The organism is Streptomyces sp. NPDC016459 (assembly GCF_040632845.1).
Taxonomy (GTDB): Bacteria; Actinomycetota; Actinomycetes; order Streptomycetales; family Streptomycetaceae; genus Streptomyces.
In genome coordinates, this window is the sequence record NZ_JBEYCR010000031.1 from 1 (window position 1) to 15,759 (window position 15,759).

Genomic DNA, 15,759 nt, shown 5'->3' on the forward strand with positions numbered 1-15,759 from the left:
CCGGTGGTCGGCCCACCGCCGACCGCGGACCGGATCGGCCGGCATCAGCGGCTCGATCCGGTCCCACATCGCATCGGTGATTACTAAGCGGACAGGCACATCCGATCAACTGACCAACTGATCAAAGGGACACGCTCTAGGCCGATGCCGAAACGGTTCGTCGGGGAAGGCTCACTCAGGTACAGGCCCAGCGCCTCGGCATCCGTCTGTTCGATCGTGTCCTTCAGGAGATCCATGACCCGGCCCATATCGGCCGACCGCAAAGGACGAAGGACTGGCGAGCCCTTCGCGGTGGTCGACGGGTCGGGTCGTTCAGCTTGGCGGCGTGAGCCTTCGTCCATCCCGGGATGGTCTCACGCACGTGTTGACGTCTCATCCGAACGACGACGCGCCCTCTGGGCAGTCGCCTTGGAGGCGCAATCGAAGTTGTGTGGCCCCGAACCGTCGGCGTCGCCCGCTCAAGTCGCCAACTCGTACGCTCGCTCGCCAACTGAAGCGCTCAACCACAGCGGGCCGGCTGCCCGTAAGATGCGAAACGCCTGGCCCCCCGGCAGCTCCAAGACACTGTTGGCGAATCCTGGGGCTGAACGTGACGTCGGCCTTCATGACCCGTTGTGGTCGTGAAGGCCGACGTTGTGTTTGGGGAGGGTGTCGGTGTCGTTGCGCGCCAAGAGGATCGACGGGGTTCCAGCGGAGACGGCCCGGGTGACACGGGCTGCGTTCCCGAAGGGCAGTTTGGCGATGCGGATCCGTGACGAGTTGGGCGGGCTGTTCTCGGACGCGGACTTCGCCGGCCTGTATCCGAGCAGGGGGAAGCCGGCGTGGTCGCCGGGAAGGCTGGCACTGGTGTCGGTCATGCAGTTCGCCGAGGGCCTCTCGGACCGGCAAGCCGCAGACGCAGTGCGTGGGCGGCTGGACTGGAAGTACCTGCTGGGGTTGGAGCTGGTCGATCCGGGGTTCGACCACTCGGTACTCACCGAGTTCAGGGACCGGCTGATCGCGGGAGACGCCGGAATCGAGCTTCTGGACCGGGTCCTTGAAGCCGCTGCGGAGCACGGTTTGCTCATGGCGGGCGGCCGTGCACGCACGGACTCAACGATCGTGCTGTCCGCCGCCCGGCAGATCAACGGGCTGGTGCGGCTCGGTGAGACTCTGCGAGCCGCGTTGAACACCGTGGCCGCCTACGATCCCGAGTGGCTGGCCGACTGGGCTCCGCCTGAGTGGTTCGACCGGTACGCGATCCGGTTTGAGTACGCCCGGCTACCCAAGGGGAAGACCAAGCAGAGCGAGCTGATCGAGCAGATCGGTGCTGACGGGACGGGTTCAGTCTCCTTGCGGCCCTGTACGGACCGGACGCTCCTCCGTCCCTACGGCTGCTTCCGCGGGTTCAGTCCCTGCGGCAGATGTGGATCCAGCAGTACTTCGTCGACAACGGGCAAGTCCGTCGCCGGGACCTCAAAGACCGGCCGCCGGGCGCGGAGCGACTGGTCACGCCCTACGACATCGACGCTCGCGGCAGCGTGAAACGCGGCGTCCTTTGGGACGGCTACAAGGTCCACCTCACTGGGGGAACCGGCAGGTGACCTGTCCCAATGGCGCGACCAGCAGCCGCTGGGCCGAAGACCGCTCCCAGGAGGGGGCAGCCGTGATCCGAGCACGGTTTCCGCCGGCTGCCTGCCGTCCATGCAAGACCCGAGAGCAGTGCACCCGTTCGAACAGCAAGTGGGACATGGGCCGCCGGATCACCCTCCGCCCGCAAGCGGAGTACGAAGCGATTCAGCAGGCACGGGCCCAGGAAGACACTCAGGAGTGGAAGGAACAGTACGCACACCGGGCTGGTGTCGAAGGCACGATCTCCCAGGGTGTTCGAGCTTTCGGCCTTCGGCGGTGCCGCTATCACGGTCTGGCCAAGGCCCGGCTGCAACACCAGCTCACGGCCACTGCTATGAACTTTCACCGCCTTAACGCATGGTGGAACGACACCCCAAAGGCTCGCACTCGTACATCACACGTGGCAGCCCTCCGGCCTGCTGAGTCGATTCCTGACTCGCCGGACAGTCCTTAGCCGTCCACCAACGAGGCCACCAAGCGCGTCATGGCGGACCGTGGGTTAGGCGTGCCGGGCCAGCTGGTCAACAGAAGGTGGTGGGCGGTACCGACGATCGCGAGAGCCATGGTGCTCGGGTCGACGGTCTCCGCCACCCTGCCGAGCCCCTGCTCGGCCTTCAGATAGCCGGTGATGGCCTCCTGGATCGCGGTGAAGCCCGGTGCCCCGCCTTGCATGGCCGCGCGGATGCGCAACGCGGCGGCAGGGCGAGTCATGGCCAGGCCCGACAGTGCGGGGCCGCCGGAGTCGAGCAGCGCGAGGACGACAGCGTCGAGGTTCCGCGCCACCGTGCCCTGCCCGGCGAGCACCGACAGCGCCTGCGCCTTCGCCGCCGTCCGCGCGAACCGGTCGAGGCAGAGCTCGGCCACGAACTCGTCGAACCCTGCGAAGTGCGCGTGCAACAGCCCCTTGGCACAGCCCGCCTCGGTGGTGACCGACCGGCTGGTGAGCGCGCCGGGGCCGTCCCTTTCTACGACACGCTCGGCGGCCGCGAACAGCCGCTCGCGCACGTCCGGCGTCGCCACTCCGCGCGGTGACATGGGCCTCTCTTCCGTTCTGCCGCCATCGCCCACAAGGGGCACAACTCCTCGGATGGTAGCGAGAATTGTTTATTTGGGCACGCGCCCATACAGTTTGGGCGCACGCCCATTATCCGTCGTCCCACCTCTGGAGGCGCCCGTGTCAGACGTCGTCAACACCGAGCAGGCAAAGGCATGGAACGGCCCCGAAGGTGCCCACTGGGCACGCAACCAGGACCGCTGGAACGCCGTGAACGAGGGTTTCAACGAGCCTCTGCTCAAAGCCGCTGCAATAACCGCGGCTCATCGGACCCTCGACCTCGGCTGCGGCTCCGGGCAGACCACGCACCTCGCCGCGCGCCGGGCACCCCGAGGGAGCGCGCTGGGCCTCGACCTGTCCGGCCCAATGCTGGCTGAGGCGCGGGCCCGCTCGGAGAAGGACGGCATCACCAACGTCTCCTTCGCGCAAGGCGACGCGCAGGTGTACCCCTTCGAGCCTGGCGCGTTCGACGCGGTGATCAGCCGCTACGGGGTGATGTTCTTCGCGGACCCCGTAGCGGCCTTCGGCAACGTTGGCCAGGCACTGCGACCCGGTGGGCGCCTGGCGTTTGTCTGCCCGGCCGATGCCATGCTCAACGGCTGGGTGGCGGCGGTGGCGTCACTGCGCGACTGCCTGCCGGTCGGCGACTTCGGGAGGTCGGGGCTGCCCGGAATGTTCTCCCTAGCCGCCCCGGACTACATCCGTGAGGTCCTCACCGCGGCTGGATTCACCGGCATCACCATCACCCAGGCGCAGGTGTACGGGGCATGGGGACGCGGAGCCGAGGACGCGGCGGAGTTCCTGCTGGGAACGGGCCCCGGTCGCCACCTGATGGAGCAGGCCGACGCGACTGCACGGGCCCGCGCCCGCCGAACCCTGACAGAACATCTGCGCGACCACGAGGCGGCGGACGGCACGGTCCGGTTGCGCAGCACCTCGTGGCTGGTCACGGCAGATCGCCCGGCCGAGCCATCAGACAGGCCCTAGGACGTCGCGGAGGCGGGTGATGTCTTGGCGCGTCACTTCGGCCAGTTCGCGGCTTCGGCCCACAACTCGGCGAGTTCAGACCGGTTGGAGACCACTTGATCCAGGGCGTCGACGGCGAGCATTCGAAGGTCTGCAGGCAACTCGGTAGCGGTTCCGAAGGGCCATAGTCGGGGCCGGGGACCAGTCGCAGGAGTTCGCCGAGCAGGGCGGCGTGGGCGAGGACCGGCGGGGTCAGAAGGCCGGCGGCGGCTTTGCGGGCGGCCGGGTCGCGGTAGTGCCCGCGGTGCGGGGCCAGGGCGTGGGCGAGCCAGGCGTCGACGTCGGCCTGGACGTACCCGTCCGCGCGCCGGGTGAGCTCGTCGCCTTCGGCTGGCTCGGCCTGGTCCAGGGTGCCGAGGTCGCGCAGCACCTGGAGGTGGTTGGCGCGAGCCGCGATCCGGACGGCTTCGCGCAGCTCGGCCTCCCGGGCGGCGGCGGCCGCGGCGTCGGCGGCGAGCTCGGCCTGGACGACGTCGTCGGCGTTCGGGTCGTACACGGCGCCCGGACCGGCAGCGTCGAGCAGTTGGGCGATGCGCTCCCACTCCGCAAGCTCCGCCGGGCCACGGAGGTCGTCGGCCAGGTCCTCGTACCGGGACGCCTGCCGCGCGTCGAACCGAGCCTCCTCGAGGGCCGTCGCGACAGCGCCAGCATCCATCCCCTTCGCCTCGCGCCGTACAACACGGCGGCCGATCCGGGCCGGGTCGACCGGCTCGCGGGGCGTAACACGCCGTACGGGCGCAGTTGTAGGCTCGCTGGGTCCTGGCCCGACGAGTCTGTCCATGGCAGGCAGATCGCGTTGGAGGAACTCCTCTGCGCCTACTGCCCTCATGGCTCACACGTTCGCGCCCGAATCCGACACTGAAGGGGGATCTGTCAATGGCACCGTCCACCATGACCCGAACCCACGCCCTGCGTATGGCCGGCACCGCTCTCACATGCGCCGTGGCCGCTGGATCGCTGGCCGGCTGCAGCTCCGGCAACGCGACGAGCACAGCATCGTCCACGCCTTCCGTGTCAGCGTCCAAGCCGCCTCCCAGCGATCCCGGCCAGGCCGCGAAGGACAAGGTCTTGGCCGCCTACACCAACACGCGCGAGATACAGATCAAGATGGCCGCAGACGGAAAGGTGCACACCGAGGACCTGGCGAAGTTCGCCAAGGGGGACGCAGCAGCCGACCTGAAGAGATCCGCCCTGCTCAATACGTCGGAAAACATCAAGTACACCGGCCGGCCGGAGATGAGCCCGACGGTTACATCCGTCGACACCAAGAACAAGACCGCCACGCTCTCCGACTGCTTCAACACAACCAACTGGAAGCCCGTCGACAAGGACTCCGGAAAGCCCGTTCAGCTGGCTGATCAGCGTCTGAAATACCCGGTCAGGTCCCAAGCCACGTTGGAGGGCGACACATGGCTCATCACTGAGATCACCGCAGACCAGACGAAGGGCTGCTGACCCGAGCTGTCCGCGCGCTGAGCACCACCGCTGGCATTGGGGGCGCCATGTTCCAAGCCGGTCCGGCCTACGCCGATCCCCCGTGTTGATCTTGCTCCGGCTGGAGGAGTTGCTGTTCCCCTCGATCGCGGACGTCGCCGTGCTGTCGGTCGACTTGAACATCGCGATAGTGCGTGTTGATGTGCGGTGTACCGCCGTAGGCGCCACATGTCCGGGGTGCGTAGCGTGGTCCACGCAGATCCACGGCTCCTACCTGCGGTTTCCCGTCGATGTTCCGAGTGCGGGACGAAGCGTCGTACTGCAACTGCGGGTTCGCCGGTTCGCTTGCCGGGCAGCCGAGTGCCAGCGCCGGACGTTCGTCGAGGCGCGGCTACGGGCCTCGGGGACAAGGCGCCGCTGCCACCCGTCGGATGTGCTCATCGGGACTCGCTTTCAGTTCGGAATCGGAAACCGAGGCCCGACCGGTAAAGCGGTTCGGCGGGCCGGGCACCAGGACTACAGCACTCGTGAATTGCGCGCCGCTAAAACGCTATGTTCAACCATTCCACGTCCGCGAATTTCACCTCCAGGCCCGCGCGGCCACCGCCGCCTTGACGGAAATAGGCGTCCGCGATGGCCTCCGCGACTGCCTCGTGCAGATCGCTCTCCGTCGCACTCTCCTCCCGCGCGGCGATGATGTTGGCTGCGTGGGAGGGGCTGACGGCCACCGTGATGTCCCGTACGCGGCCCGCGTCCGAGGTGCCCTCCGGACCGAGGCCGAAGTACGCCCGGCAGGAGATGACCAGCCCGCCCGAGGACGCCGCGCGCTGCCTGGCCTGTGCCCTGACCTGCGGTTGCCACTCCGACTCGGTCTCTTGCACCAGAGCGGCTTGGAGGCGCTTGTTCGGCTTTGTGGAGGCGCCTGAGAGGTAGCGCTGCACCGTCTTGCGGGAGACGCCCAGCCGCTCCGCCAGGGACTTGGTGGAGCCCTTTTCCCGCGTGCGAAGTAATTTCATCTGGGCTCGCGCGGATTTGGGGGCGGGCGGGTGAACAGGGCTCGCTCCGCATCCCTCACGACCGGACCAACGATCCGATGATCGGAAAGACACCCCCTAGGCAGAACCGGCCCGTGATCGCACCCACTCCGCAGCAATGGGGTGCTCGCGCGCGAGGGGTGGGGCGGCCCGGCGGTACTGCCCCCAGACGCTGGGCGCCGGGCCTCACCCGCGCACGCCATATCGGCACGGGCTACGGGGACCCTACGGGACGGGGGCGCGATGCTGTCACGCGGATTCGGTCTCCGCGGCGGGGCGTCGGCGCCACCGATTGACGGTGCTCGGGGCGACGCCGAGGCGTGCCGCCGCCGCCCGGCTGGGCAGGTGCCGCGTCGCGGTGATCGCTGCGTCCATCGACTTCTACGAACCCCGCTTCTCCCAAGCGGCGGCTGCGTGAACCAGCCCACAGGCAGGCCGATTCAGGTCAACGCCTTGTGTCGTCTGCCCACGCCGAGATATCAGCGGCAGCCCGCCGGACAGCGTCTTCCTGGTCCCGGGCAAGGTCCGCGCAAGCCGCTGCGACGTTCGGCACACCACCGTCCGCACCCACGAGCGCATCATGCACCCCGGTCTGCAGCCAGTCAGCCTGGTTGTTGTCAGCCTCGGCAACCGCGAGAGCAATGAGCCTTACAGCGGCCACCGTCCCCACCCGGGCCAGGGCCTCTGCCGTCTCCCGGGTCACCGCCGTGTCCTCGACGTCCAGCAGCAGCCCCACCAGCACTTCGGCAGCCTCAGGAACATCAACGAAGGAAGCAAGGTCGCGCCCGGCACGAACACGTTGCGCCCATGAAGGAGACGACGCCTCAGCCAAGGCCGCCTCCAACCCACTCAACATCTCTGGCACGACCAGACAGTCTCATGCCCCACGAAGAAGATCGAACCCCGGACCGGGGCTGCCCACACGCTTGACGAAGAACATAGAGGCACCCCCCGGGGTTCAACCGGCGCTGATGGCACTGTCGATCACCGCGCACACGGCCGCGAGGACTCCGTCCTCGATCACCATCCCCGGATCGTTGGCGAGGGTCCTCGGGAGGCCCTGAACGCAGTGGACCACAGCGAAAAGCGCTACCCGCTGGTGCGCTGCGAGGGGCGCCATCTCGGCAATGCCGTAGATAAGGCCGTCCAACCTCTGGCGAGCCGACTCCGAGACCCCTGCGTGCCCGTGGCGGCCGATGCCGTCGCAGTCCGCCGGGTCCAGGTGGATCATGGCCTCCTCCACTGCGTCCGCCAGCGGACCGGAGATCCAGGCCCCGGCCTGGAGGGGCAGGGCACGGATCCAAAGCCTGCTATAAACCATATCCTGAGCTGAAGCGCGATAGGTGTCACAAAGGCACGATTGTTGTCACCAGATCCTCGGCGTCCGGTGCCACCCACGGATCTCGACCGTTTGCCCTCCGGGGCAGGCAGTGGGCTACGACTCGGCTATCTCGGCATGGTGATCAGCGAGGGCGGCGGCGTTCCGTGAGTGCCCTACGGGCCGTCTTCGTGCGGATTGCCCGGTAGTAGAGCGATTTGGTCGACGAGTACCGCCAAGGGAGTGCCTCCGTGAAGCCGTCGACCTGGCGGAACTGCTCTCGGGCCGCTCTGTACCGGCCCTGCCGGTACAGGAAATACGCCAGCAGGTGCCGTACTTCTGGGAGCCTTGGGTGGTCCGGATCGGCGAGCGCTGCGTCGGCGAGCGCTGCGTCAACCAGTGCGTGTACCTGGGCGCTGCGAAATCCCAGATCTCCCAGTTCATCCGCGTTGTTCTCGTACCAGGCGATCACCGGCAGCACGGCCAGCAGGCTTCCCGGCGGCGCCCCGGCAGCCGACTTCTCAGCAAATTCCCGCGCATGCCGCTTCGAGCCATGCCATTTCGCAGTCCAGTACTGGAGGGCGCTGCTGTGCGCTTCGAAGTGATGCGGTGCCAGAGACGAGATCTCGGACCAAAGTGCGCGCATCTCCTGGTTGGGGTAGCCCAGTCCGAGTGCCCTCCAGATTTCCGCGATGAGCGGGGTGGGATCGCCGGGACAGCATGCCAAAGCCCGCCCGATGTCGTCCTGCGATGCCAGCAGCTCCCGGTGGAATCCCTCGAACCGGCGCCGCGCCGTACTCTGCGCACGCGCGTGGCCCCGCAGCTTCCACGCGTACAGAATCCTGGCGCGCGCCACCACAAGCGCGGCGTCCGGGTCCCCGGGGCGGGCCTCCACCCAGGCCTTGAGCCAACGGTCGCTTCTCCTCGCGGCGAGGTATCCCAACCGCTGGGCGTACAGGGAGCGGCGCTCCCAGTCCTGACCGGCGTCCTCGAACAGCGAGGCGGCGGGCTTCCAGCGCCCCAGGGCAGCAGCCCTGCATGCGCGCTGCAACGAGACATCGGGGCCGGCGAGGTAGGAGTTCTGCCACCGCAGCGGCAGCAGGCCGTACCCCAGCGAGTACCAGAACAGCAGCAGGCAGGACAGGACAAGTAGTCCCATAATTGGGTGAATCCTTCCAGCGAGAGCGTCGCAACGCACAAAGTGGGGGGAAGGCAGTATTCCCGTCGCAGGGGAAGGGGCGGCACGCGGGGTGCCATTCAGAGGGCAGGGCAGATGGTGACAACAAGCCTCACATTTCAGGGGCGGGTGACAACAGGACTGCCTCGCTGGTGAAGATATTCCTGCTTTGCGCCGCGGGTAGCTCCAGGTCAGCCGGTCGCAAGGGTGACACCTACCGTGCTTCGGCACATATCCACGGGCCGCCGTACAGCGCTCTGGCGGCGGCCCGCCCCGATCCTCCAGCATGAATACGAGGCCGACGATGACCACGCCCCGGCGCTCCGACCGCCGTCCGCTCGCCCCGCGCGTCACCGCGCCCTGTGAGCCGGTCGACCCGGTCCGCATCGGCCGCCGCGTCGTACGGCGCCGGGCGAAGGGGATGGACGCCGGCGCCATCGCGGCGGCCCTCGAGGACGCCCGCTTCGACGTGCGGCAGGACTCCCGCCACGAGGACCTGGCGGACGACGTCCGCGGCCGGGCGGAGCTCGCGGAGTGGGAGCGCCTGGACCAGCTGCTCGCCGCCGAAGCCGCGGCCGCCGCCGACCGCGAGGCCGCCGTACGTGAGGCGCAGCGGATCGCCGCCCGCGCCGACGAGCTCCAGGCGTTGCGCGAGCTCGGCACCCTGGAGCAGACCGAGCCCCGCGACGGGGACGAAGCCGTGCGCGACGAGCTGACCCGGCGAGCCGGCGGGTACGTCCGGGCAGACGTCGACGCCTGGCTCGCACGTGCCCTGGCCGCGCACTGCGGGCACTACCGCGACCCTGCCGCCCGGGAAGCCGCCGCCGGCCTCCTGCCGCCGCCGGTCCTCGCCCACGCCGCGCTGCTCGCCGAACTCGTGCGCCTGGTCCCCGGCGTCGACATGGACCAGCTGACGTTCGCGGCCCGGCTCGCCACGACCGAACCCGAAGCCGCCGGTGACCTTGCCGCCCTCCTCGCCCGCGCCCGCTCCGGCGCCAGCTGACCGCACCAGGCTCTTCCGGCCGTGTCCGGTGCCATCGATCTTGGACCGATTGCCCTCGAAGTTGGACCGAATGCGGTTCGGGCGCGGGGCTGAGGGTGAAGAACGGATGCGCCCTGCCCCACGAACGAAGCGCAGGAGAGGGGCTTCAACCCCTCTAGCAGGCACCGAACGACGACTGTTACGTTGCGGAGTTACCGCGATACTCTGCGTGCGTGACGCGTTGGGAATACACAGACCGGAACGACCCGTCGGATCCGCTGCAGATTCAGAGCATCACCGTGACCCCGGATCCTCCGGAGGCAGGAAAGACGCTGACCGCCGTCATCAAGACGACTCTCACCGACGTGATCAAAGAGGGCGCCTGCGCCGATGTCACAGTCAAGATCGGCGCCGTCAAACTGGTCTCGACACAGTACGACCTGTTCAGCAAGCTCAAGGGGGACACCTCCGACGGATGGAGCCTGTCCGCAACCCGCGGTACCGCAGGTGAACCCATCGAAGAAGGCACCGTCGAGTTCACCTTCACCAAGGACCTCTCCAAGAACACTCCGCCGGGCAAGTACACGGTGGGGGTCCAGGCGTACGGCGCCGACGAGGCCCCCCTGGGCGGCTTTGATTTCACGGTGGACTTCAGCCGCTAACCCCACAGCCCCAGCAGAGCATCGGCCTCTTGACCAGTGAGTGGAGATGGCCAGGAGTGCCACCCGCTCTTCCGCGGACGAAGGGCGGGTCACTCCCGTTGCCTGTGCCCGGTTCGGGCAGAGAGCGGTGTTCGCACGAGCGGGCGGCCCGTCGCGAGGACGCCTCGCAGCCCAACTTCAGTGGCAATCAGTCCAACTTTGCCGTCACTGGACAGGCCGGGTGTCACGCTGACTGAGCGTGACACCGACTGTCACGCTCCCTCGGGAAAGTGTCACGCCACCTCGAATATGTTCCTTTATGTCCGTTTATTGGAGTCCGAAGGGGCCTCCAGTTGTCCTCTGCCATCGGATCTTGCTCGTTTGCCATCGAAGCGTGATGACTACCGGTTTCGGGACATCGAACCTTAACCGTGCAGGTCAGGAGCTTTCCCTGTCCGAGGGCCGGAGTCGCGGCGGGTAAGACTGACCTGCTTGGATTCCGGCATGACGGATTGGGCGCAACTCAGCCATGCCTACGGCTCGGCGGAAGACATACCGGTGCTGCTGGATCAGATCGCTTCGGAGCCGAGCCCCGAGCGTTGGAACGATCTGTGGTCGGCGCTCTGCCATCAAGGCAGTGTCTACTCGGCCAGCTTCGCGGCCTTGCCGTGGCTGGCCGACGTAGCCGGCCGCGATGACCGGGAGCAGGCGGTCAGCGCCTTGAACCTGGCGGGTGCGATCTTGGCGGGCTCTGACCAGCCGCACGGGGCCGGCGACGTCCGAGCCCAGCACGCTGCGGAGGTCGAGACCCTGCTGGTAGTGGTGAATGAACACCTCCGGACTTCGTCCGATCGGAATGAGTACGCCTATCTCCTGGAATCCATGCTGAGCTTCGAAGGCGTCGTGGGCTGGGGCGAAGACCTCGCCTGGGGCCTCGTGAACGAGGAGTACGAGGTCTCCTGTCCTGGCTGCGAAGCCAACCTGTTCATCGTCATCGGCGAGCGCGGGTTCTTCTCCACGAGCGGTGACTACGCGCTGTCGGAGGATGACGTCGAGACGGTGCCCCTGGGTCCCGCCAGCCCCGCGGCCATGGATGGCATCGGCCGTCGGCTCCACGACCTCGCCCTCGCCGACGGGCACCAAGACGTCGCCAGCGCGATGACCTACGTCTTCGGCGATGCGACGTGCCCGGACTGCGAAACCGGCTTCTCTGTAGCGGATCAGGTCAGTGCCGATTGGTCCGCCACACACTGAGCAGGTCCAGCGAAACGCAGGCTTCTTCGTCGAACCGGGCGCTGGTGCCTCAGGTCGCTCGGTTCTGACGGGAGAGAGCTGTCGCCGGGAGCTCACCGAGTGTCCGTGCTCGGTAGGCGGCCTGTCGGCAGGCGTGCGAGCACCACTTTCGGGCTGCTGAGGCCGGTTGCATGGGGGTGCGACAGAAGCCGCATGTCGGGCCTGTGGGGACGCTGTGGCCGGCGAGGGGTTGGGCGGGGTTCTGCTGGCGCTGGAGGTAGTCCTGGTCTCGGCATCGCTGGCAGTAGTCGGCCGGGCCGCGGCGGCTTATGGGGATGCGGTGGATGATCTCGCCGCACTTCGTGCAGAGTTTCGCCGGGGAGGCAGTCGGGGCCGGTGGCTCGGGGGGCCGCTGGACTCCTTGGCGGTGCGCCATCCGGCGGCAGCGTGGGGAACACCAGGACGGCGTGCTCTTCCCCGGGGTCCTGGGCAGTTCGATCCCGCAGTATCCGCAGGTCGGGGTGCCGATGGTGCGTCGCAGATGGGCGCGTTGGCGGCAACGGGCGGAGCAGTGGCGTCGGGGGCTTCCGCCGGCGGTGCCCTTCGGCGGGAGCGGGGCGTCGCACTCGGCGCATCGGGTTGCCGGGCCTTCGAGGGCTTCGCGGAGGGCGGCGGGGTGACGGCCGGTGGCGGCGGCGAGCCGGCCCCAGCTCGGTTTCCCGCGGTGGTGGGGCGGCGGGCAGAGGTAGTCCCGCAGGTAGGCGGGCTGGAGGTGGTTGGCCTGGGCGAGGCGGACGATGAAGGTCTCGATGCCTTCGCGGTCCATCGGCCGGATTTGGCGGGGGAGGCGGGAGACGGTGGGGTCCGGCTCCATGTCGGGGGTCACCGGGCGGTCCGTCGGCGGGGCTTGGGCGAGGCGGCGAGGTCGAGCGGAACGTCCTCCAGGCCGTGCTTGGTGAGTTCCTCGGTGCTGGTGAGGATCGCGTCGATCGCGGCGCCCCGGATCTGGTGGGAGAGGGAGCCGATCATGCCGCCGCAGCGTTCGTGGAGGAAGCGGTCGAGGCGGATCAGACTGAACGGTTCGTGCTTGAGCAGGACCAGCGTGCCTTCCAGGGTCCTGACCAAGCCCTTCCACTCGGGTCCGTAGGGGAAGGGGTGGGTGCGGATGAGGGTGAAGCGGCCGGCGATCTGTTCACCGCGGACGCCCGCCAGCAGGCGTTCGACGTTGATGCCGGCGTAGACGAACGTCGCGGGGATGCGCTCGGAGAAGTACTTGAGGGTGTCGGCGACCTCGGCGCCGTTGCGGCTGGTCAGCGAGATGTTGTGGAGCTCGTCGACGAGGACCAGGCCGGTGCGGGCGTCGGTGCAGACGCCGACGACGGCCTCGATGATGTCGGTGATGTTGAACCGGGCGGTCACCGGCAGGCCCAGGAAGCGGGCGAACTCCGCCGCGATCATGCGGGGTGTCGCGGCGGGCGGGACGGTGATGTAGACGACTGGGATGCGGCCCAGGTCGTCGGGATGGCGGGAGCGGTCGAGGAGTTCGTGGGCCAGGCCGAGCTGGGTGATGGCGATCGTCTTGCCGGTGCCGGCCGGGCCGGAGACGATCAGCCCGCGGCGGGCGCTGATCGCGTGCCGGTTGAGCAGGACCAGGCGCCGGCCGGTGGCGACGGTGTGTTGGACGGTGGAGGTGCGGACCACCAGCAGGCGGGTGTGGTAGTCGAGCCGGTCCTCGTCGTAGGCCGTCCGCCTCGCCGCGGGCAGGGCGGCGTACTCGTCCGGGGAGAGCCGCGGCGGCGCCTCGGGAGGGCGGTTGATGAACCGGACCCAGCCTTCGAGGGTGGTCAGGTGCTGCCCGGTCTCTTCCGGCTCGCTCACTTCCGCCTCCAGGGGTCTTCGAGCGGGTCGAAGAGACCCAGCGGGATCACTTCGGCCAGGGACTCCCCGTCCGGCTCGTCCTCTGGTTGGTCCGGTTCGGCGGGCTTGGGGGCCGGGATGGAGGGGCCGGTGTTCTTGGTGTGGGCCGCGACCCGTCGCTCGCGCCGGCTCGTCCGGGGGCCCGGCTCGCCGGGCGGTCCGGCGTACGCGCGGGTCAGCAGGGCGGAGACGGCGACGGCGAGCTCTTCCTCCGTCGCTTCGGGCAGCTGCCGGGCGACGTGGTCCCAGGCCAGGTCCCCGAACGGAACCGGGACCCGCTTCAGGTGCTTCCAGGTGGCCGGCACCCACCCGCCGTCGCCGTGGTGATCGCGTACCCATATCCGGGAAACGTCGTAGGGGTCGTGATGGACCTCCCAGAGCCCGTGCTTGGACTGGACCCCCGAGTGCTGGCGCCGCATCGGGCCCAGGTCCTCGCTGTCGTAGATCCGGTTCTTGATCTTGATGCCGTAGTCGTTGACGACCCGCCAGAGGGCGGGCAGCACTTCGACGTAGTCGTCGCCGCTCAGCGCGACCGGGACGTAGCCGCAGGCCTCGATCAGGGCGGCGTACTTCTCGTTCGGGGTGAACGCCCGGCCCGGGTGCGCGGGATCCCGCAGCCCGTCGTGCGGCCGGTTCTGCCACGCGGCGACGATCCACTCGTCCAGCAGCTCCTGCAGTTCCAGCAGGGACCACAGCCGTTCGCGCTCCAGGTGGCGGCCGCGGTGGTCGGTGCTGCGGCCGGTGTAGCCGGCGACGAACTGGGCGAACAAGGTGGCCACCGAGCCGAGCATCTTCTCGATGTGGCCCTTCTCAAAGGGCGAGCCCTTGTGCGTGGGCTGGAACTCGATCTGCAGGAACCGGCAGGAAGACTGGAAGTTGCGGGAGATGAAGACCTTCCCGTGGTCACAGACGATCGTCTCCGGCACGATCACCGGCCGGGCAGCGGCGTGGGCCAGGCGCTCGTCGAGCTGAAGGAGCCGGCGGTGCGGCAGCACCGAGCGGGACATCGCCAGCGCGTCGGCCCAGCACGGCCGCATGGGCTCGGGGGTGACCGTGCGGGCCAGCAGCACGCTCGCGTCGACCGACTTCGTGGTCGGCCGCAGCACCGCCGCGGTCAGCGTCCTCGTCGCGACGTCGATCATGCCGGTGAGATCGACCTTCCCGGTCACCCCGCTGTCCAGCAGGACCAGAACGTCGAACGGGGTGGAGTCGATCTGCATGATCTCGCCCGGCGCGAACACCTCCTGCTCACCGAACGGCCCCACCGCCCCGTGGGCCCGCGAACGCCGGGTGACGGCCGAGCCGAACGTGTGGGTGCCGTCGGTGAGCTTGGCCAGCAACCGGTAGAGGGTCCGCTCCGAGGGCAGCTTCACCGCCCAGCCCTCGGGCGTCTGCCGCAGCAGCTCGCCGGTCCGCCAGATGATGAACGTGCCCCGGCGGGTGGAGGCATCGACGGCCTCGGCGATCGCCTGCCGCATCGCCGCCACGACTTGGTCGTCCACCGCCCCGAAAGCCGCCTTCTTGCGGACCGGCCGGTGATCGGCCAGCCCCATCACGCCTTGGGCCTGGTAGCGGCGCCGCTTGAGGGCGACCGTACTCGCCGCGGCCGGGTGGCCCGCCGCGGTCAGCTCGGCGGCCTTCGCCCGCTCGCGGACCGTCAGCGACCGGCCCGGACCGTAGTCGGGCCGGGGCTCGGCGTCCGGGCCCGCACCCGGCGGCAGGCCGTGCAGCACCTCGAGGATGTGCCCCTCCCACCACAAGGCCTTCTGCCTCGCCTGCTCGGGCAGGGTCTCCATCAGGGAGGCCGCCGGCAGCGGCATGCGCACCGGGCTGCCGATCACCGCGAAGTCCTCCGCGGCCAGCAGCTCGCCCGTCCCGACCACCAGCGGCTCCGCTTCCCCCTCGCCGGTCAGCGTCACCGACGTCGCCGAGACCGCCACCACCGCCCGGACCTGCCCCGCGGCCCGCACCCAGGCGCCGACCTCGATCGCGGCTGGCCGCCGCAGATTCGTCACCGGCTCGTCCCCCTCGTCCAGACCACGGTCTCGCTGTGCAGCAGCTCCCCTTCCAGGTCGGCCACCAGGGCCCCAGACCACAGCAGATGGAACAGGTGCGGCAGCACCACCAGCGGATCACCCACCCACACCGCCCCGGCCCGCAGCTGGCCCGGCTCGGCAAACTGGTCCAGCAGACCGTCCACGATGTCCGGCCGGCGGGCGGACCGGGCCCGGCGGTAGCGGACTAGAGCCTGTCTCTTTGACTTCACGGTGATCGGGCCACGTGCGAGGGTGGTGGCCATGCCGCAGCTTGGTCGCCGTCTCCGATCCCTCAG

General features: G+C 68.9%; 15 protein-coding genes and 4 pseudogenes. 7 read left to right on the forward strand and 12 right to left on the reverse strand.

Going from position 1 to position 15,759, the window contains the following annotated elements:
* Both ABZ567_RS31870 and ABZ567_RS31875 read right to left on the reverse strand, forming a co-directional pair.
* Positions 1 to 99, reverse strand: a pseudogene (locus tag ABZ567_RS31870) (IS5/IS1182 family transposase); the annotation flags it as partial.
* On the reverse strand, positions 84 to 341 hold the full coding sequence (locus ABZ567_RS31875) for a hypothetical protein (protein ID WP_360796866.1): 258 nt from the start codon (positions 339 to 341) through the stop codon (positions 84 to 86). The gene ABZ567_RS31875 and the pseudogene ABZ567_RS31870, both read right to left, overlap by 16 nt.
* Positions 342 to 654: 313 nt before the next feature.
* Between ABZ567_RS31875 and ABZ567_RS31880 the strand changes: the two are divergent.
* Positions 655 to 2,065 (forward strand): annotated as a pseudogene (locus ABZ567_RS31880) (transposase).
* Here the strand turns inward: ABZ567_RS31880 and ABZ567_RS31885 are convergent.
* Complete coding sequence (locus ABZ567_RS31885; RefSeq protein ID WP_360796826.1) at positions 2,062 to 2,646, reverse strand: TetR/AcrR family transcriptional regulator; 585 nt, start codon at positions 2,644 to 2,646, stop codon at positions 2,062 to 2,064. The pseudogene ABZ567_RS31880 and the gene ABZ567_RS31885 sit on opposite strands and share 4 nt — an antisense overlap.
* Before the next feature lie 139 nt (positions 2,647 to 2,785).
* Here ABZ567_RS31885 and ABZ567_RS31890 point away from each other — a divergent pair, with 139 nt between their 5' ends.
* Entirely contained in the window at positions 2,786 to 3,652 is an 867-nt protein-coding gene (locus ABZ567_RS31890; protein WP_360796829.1) for a methyltransferase domain-containing protein, read from the forward strand.
* Positions 3,653 to 3,684: 32 nt separating this feature from the next.
* Here the strand turns inward: ABZ567_RS31890 and ABZ567_RS31895 are convergent, their stop codons facing one another.
* The gene (locus tag ABZ567_RS31895; protein ID WP_360796861.1) at positions 3,685 to 4,584 is read right to left on the reverse strand and encodes a DUF4259 domain-containing protein; all 900 of its coding nucleotides are present in this window, start codon (positions 4,582 to 4,584) and stop codon (positions 3,685 to 3,687) included.
* Between ABZ567_RS31895 and ABZ567_RS31900 the strand changes: the two genes are divergently transcribed.
* Both ABZ567_RS31900 and ABZ567_RS31905 read left to right on the forward strand, forming a co-directional pair.
* The gene (locus tag ABZ567_RS31900; RefSeq protein WP_360796832.1) at positions 4,568 to 5,146 is read left to right on the forward strand and encodes a hypothetical protein; all 579 of its coding nucleotides are present in this window, start codon (positions 4,568 to 4,570) and stop codon (positions 5,144 to 5,146) included. The genes ABZ567_RS31895 and ABZ567_RS31900 overlap by 17 nt on opposite strands.
* Before the next feature lie 181 nt (positions 5,147 to 5,327).
* Positions 5,328 to 5,468, forward strand: a pseudogene (locus ABZ567_RS31905) (transposase family protein); the annotation flags it as partial.
* Between the two features lie 199 nt (positions 5,469 to 5,667).
* On the opposite strand, the gene ABZ567_RS31910 reads toward ABZ567_RS31905, so the two are convergent.
* The 5 genes from ABZ567_RS31910 to ABZ567_RS31930 all read right to left on the reverse strand — a co-directional run bounded on the left by ABZ567_RS31910 (position 5,668) and on the right by ABZ567_RS31930 (position 8,636).
* On the reverse strand, positions 5,668 to 6,141 hold the full coding sequence (locus ABZ567_RS31910; RefSeq protein WP_360796835.1) for an HTH domain-containing protein: 474 nt from the start codon (positions 6,139 to 6,141) through the stop codon (positions 5,668 to 5,670).
* 267 nt (positions 6,142 to 6,408) lie between these two features.
* The gene (locus tag ABZ567_RS31915; RefSeq protein WP_360796838.1) at positions 6,409 to 6,534 is read right to left on the reverse strand and encodes a helix-turn-helix domain-containing protein; all 126 of its coding nucleotides are present in this window, start codon (positions 6,532 to 6,534) and stop codon (positions 6,409 to 6,411) included.
* A 70-nt stretch (positions 6,535 to 6,604) separates the two neighbouring features.
* Positions 6,605 to 7,015 (reverse strand): hypothetical protein, encoded by a 411-nt coding sequence (locus tag ABZ567_RS31920; protein ID WP_360796863.1) that lies wholly within the window; start codon positions 7,013 to 7,015, stop codon positions 6,605 to 6,607.
* A gap of 102 nt (positions 7,016 to 7,117) precedes the next feature.
* On the reverse strand, positions 7,118 to 7,390 hold the full coding sequence (locus tag ABZ567_RS31925; protein WP_360796841.1) for a hypothetical protein: 273 nt from the start codon (positions 7,388 to 7,390) through the stop codon (positions 7,118 to 7,120).
* A gap of 232 nt (positions 7,391 to 7,622) precedes the next feature.
* Positions 7,623 to 8,636 (reverse strand): hypothetical protein, encoded by a 1,014-nt coding sequence (locus tag ABZ567_RS31930; protein WP_360796844.1) that lies wholly within the window; start codon positions 8,634 to 8,636, stop codon positions 7,623 to 7,625.
* A 322-nt stretch (positions 8,637 to 8,958) separates the two neighbouring features.
* Here ABZ567_RS31930 and ABZ567_RS31935 point away from each other — a divergent pair, with 322 nt between their 5' ends.
* The 3 genes from ABZ567_RS31935 (at position 8,959) to ABZ567_RS31945 (ending at position 11,531) form a co-directional block, all read left to right on the forward strand.
* Positions 8,959 to 9,657, forward strand: coding sequence for a hypothetical protein (locus tag ABZ567_RS31935; RefSeq protein WP_360796847.1), 699 nt, complete (start codon positions 8,959 to 8,961; stop codon positions 9,655 to 9,657).
* Between the two features lie 212 nt (positions 9,658 to 9,869).
* Positions 9,870 to 10,298: an ML domain-containing protein gene (locus tag ABZ567_RS31940; protein WP_360796850.1), complete on the forward strand. Its 429-nt coding sequence runs from the start codon at positions 9,870 to 9,872 to the stop codon at positions 10,296 to 10,298.
* 483 nt (positions 10,299 to 10,781) lie between these two features.
* Positions 10,782 to 11,531 carry a hypothetical protein gene (locus ABZ567_RS31945; protein ID WP_360796853.1) on the forward strand — a complete coding sequence of 250 codons (750 nt, stop codon included), beginning with the start codon at positions 10,782 to 10,784 and terminating at the stop codon, positions 11,529 to 11,531.
* 861 nt (positions 11,532 to 12,392) lie between these two features.
* Here the strand turns inward: ABZ567_RS31945 and ABZ567_RS31950 are convergent.
* The 3 genes and pseudogenes from ABZ567_RS31950 to ABZ567_RS31960 all read right to left on the reverse strand — a co-directional run.
* Entirely contained in the window at positions 12,393 to 13,388 is a 996-nt protein-coding gene (locus ABZ567_RS31950; protein WP_360796856.1) for an ATP-binding protein, read from the reverse strand.
* Positions 13,385 to 15,442, reverse strand: coding sequence for a Mu transposase C-terminal domain-containing protein (locus ABZ567_RS31955; protein ID WP_360796858.1), 2,058 nt, complete (start codon positions 15,440 to 15,442; stop codon positions 13,385 to 13,387). The genes ABZ567_RS31950 and ABZ567_RS31955 overlap by 4 nt, the downstream gene beginning before the upstream one ends.
* Positions 15,439 to 15,759, reverse strand: a pseudogene (locus ABZ567_RS31960) (hypothetical protein); the annotation flags it as partial. The pseudogene ABZ567_RS31960 and the gene ABZ567_RS31955, both read right to left, overlap by 4 nt.

Bases quoted from the DNA above. Each gene is read 5' to 3' on its own strand.
- ABZ567_RS31875 (WP_360796866.1), bottom strand. From the start codon at position 341: ATGGACGAAGGCTCACGCCGCCAAGCTGAACGACCCGACCCGTCGACC.
- ABZ567_RS31885 (WP_360796826.1), bottom strand. From the start codon at position 2,646: ATGTCACCGCGCGGAGTGGCGACGCCGGACGTGCGCGAGCGGCTGTTC.
- ABZ567_RS31900 (WP_360796832.1), top strand. From the start codon at position 4,568: ATGGCACCGTCCACCATGACCCGAACCCACGCCCTGCGTATGGCCGGC.
- ABZ567_RS31895 (WP_360796861.1), bottom strand. From the start codon at position 4,584: ATGGTGGACGGTGCCATTGACAGATCCCCCTTCAGTGTCGGATTCGGG.
- ABZ567_RS31910 (WP_360796835.1), bottom strand. From the start codon at position 6,141: ATGAAATTACTTCGCACGCGGGAAAAGGGCTCCACCAAGTCCCTGGCG.
- ABZ567_RS31915 (WP_360796838.1), bottom strand. From the start codon at position 6,534: ATGGACGCAGCGATCACCGCGACGCGGCACCTGCCCAGCCGGGCGGCG.
- ABZ567_RS31920 (WP_360796863.1), bottom strand. From the start codon at position 7,015: ATGTTGAGTGGGTTGGAGGCGGCCTTGGCTGAGGCGTCGTCTCCTTCA.
- ABZ567_RS31925 (WP_360796841.1), bottom strand. From the start codon at position 7,390: ATGATCCACCTGGACCCGGCGGACTGCGACGGCATCGGCCGCCACGGG.
- ABZ567_RS31930 (WP_360796844.1), bottom strand. From the start codon at position 8,636: ATGGGACTACTTGTCCTGTCCTGCCTGCTGCTGTTCTGGTACTCGCTG.
- ABZ567_RS31935 (WP_360796847.1), top strand. From the start codon at position 8,959: ATGACCACGCCCCGGCGCTCCGACCGCCGTCCGCTCGCCCCGCGCGTC.
- ABZ567_RS31945 (WP_360796853.1), top strand. From the start codon at position 10,782: ATGACGGATTGGGCGCAACTCAGCCATGCCTACGGCTCGGCGGAAGAC.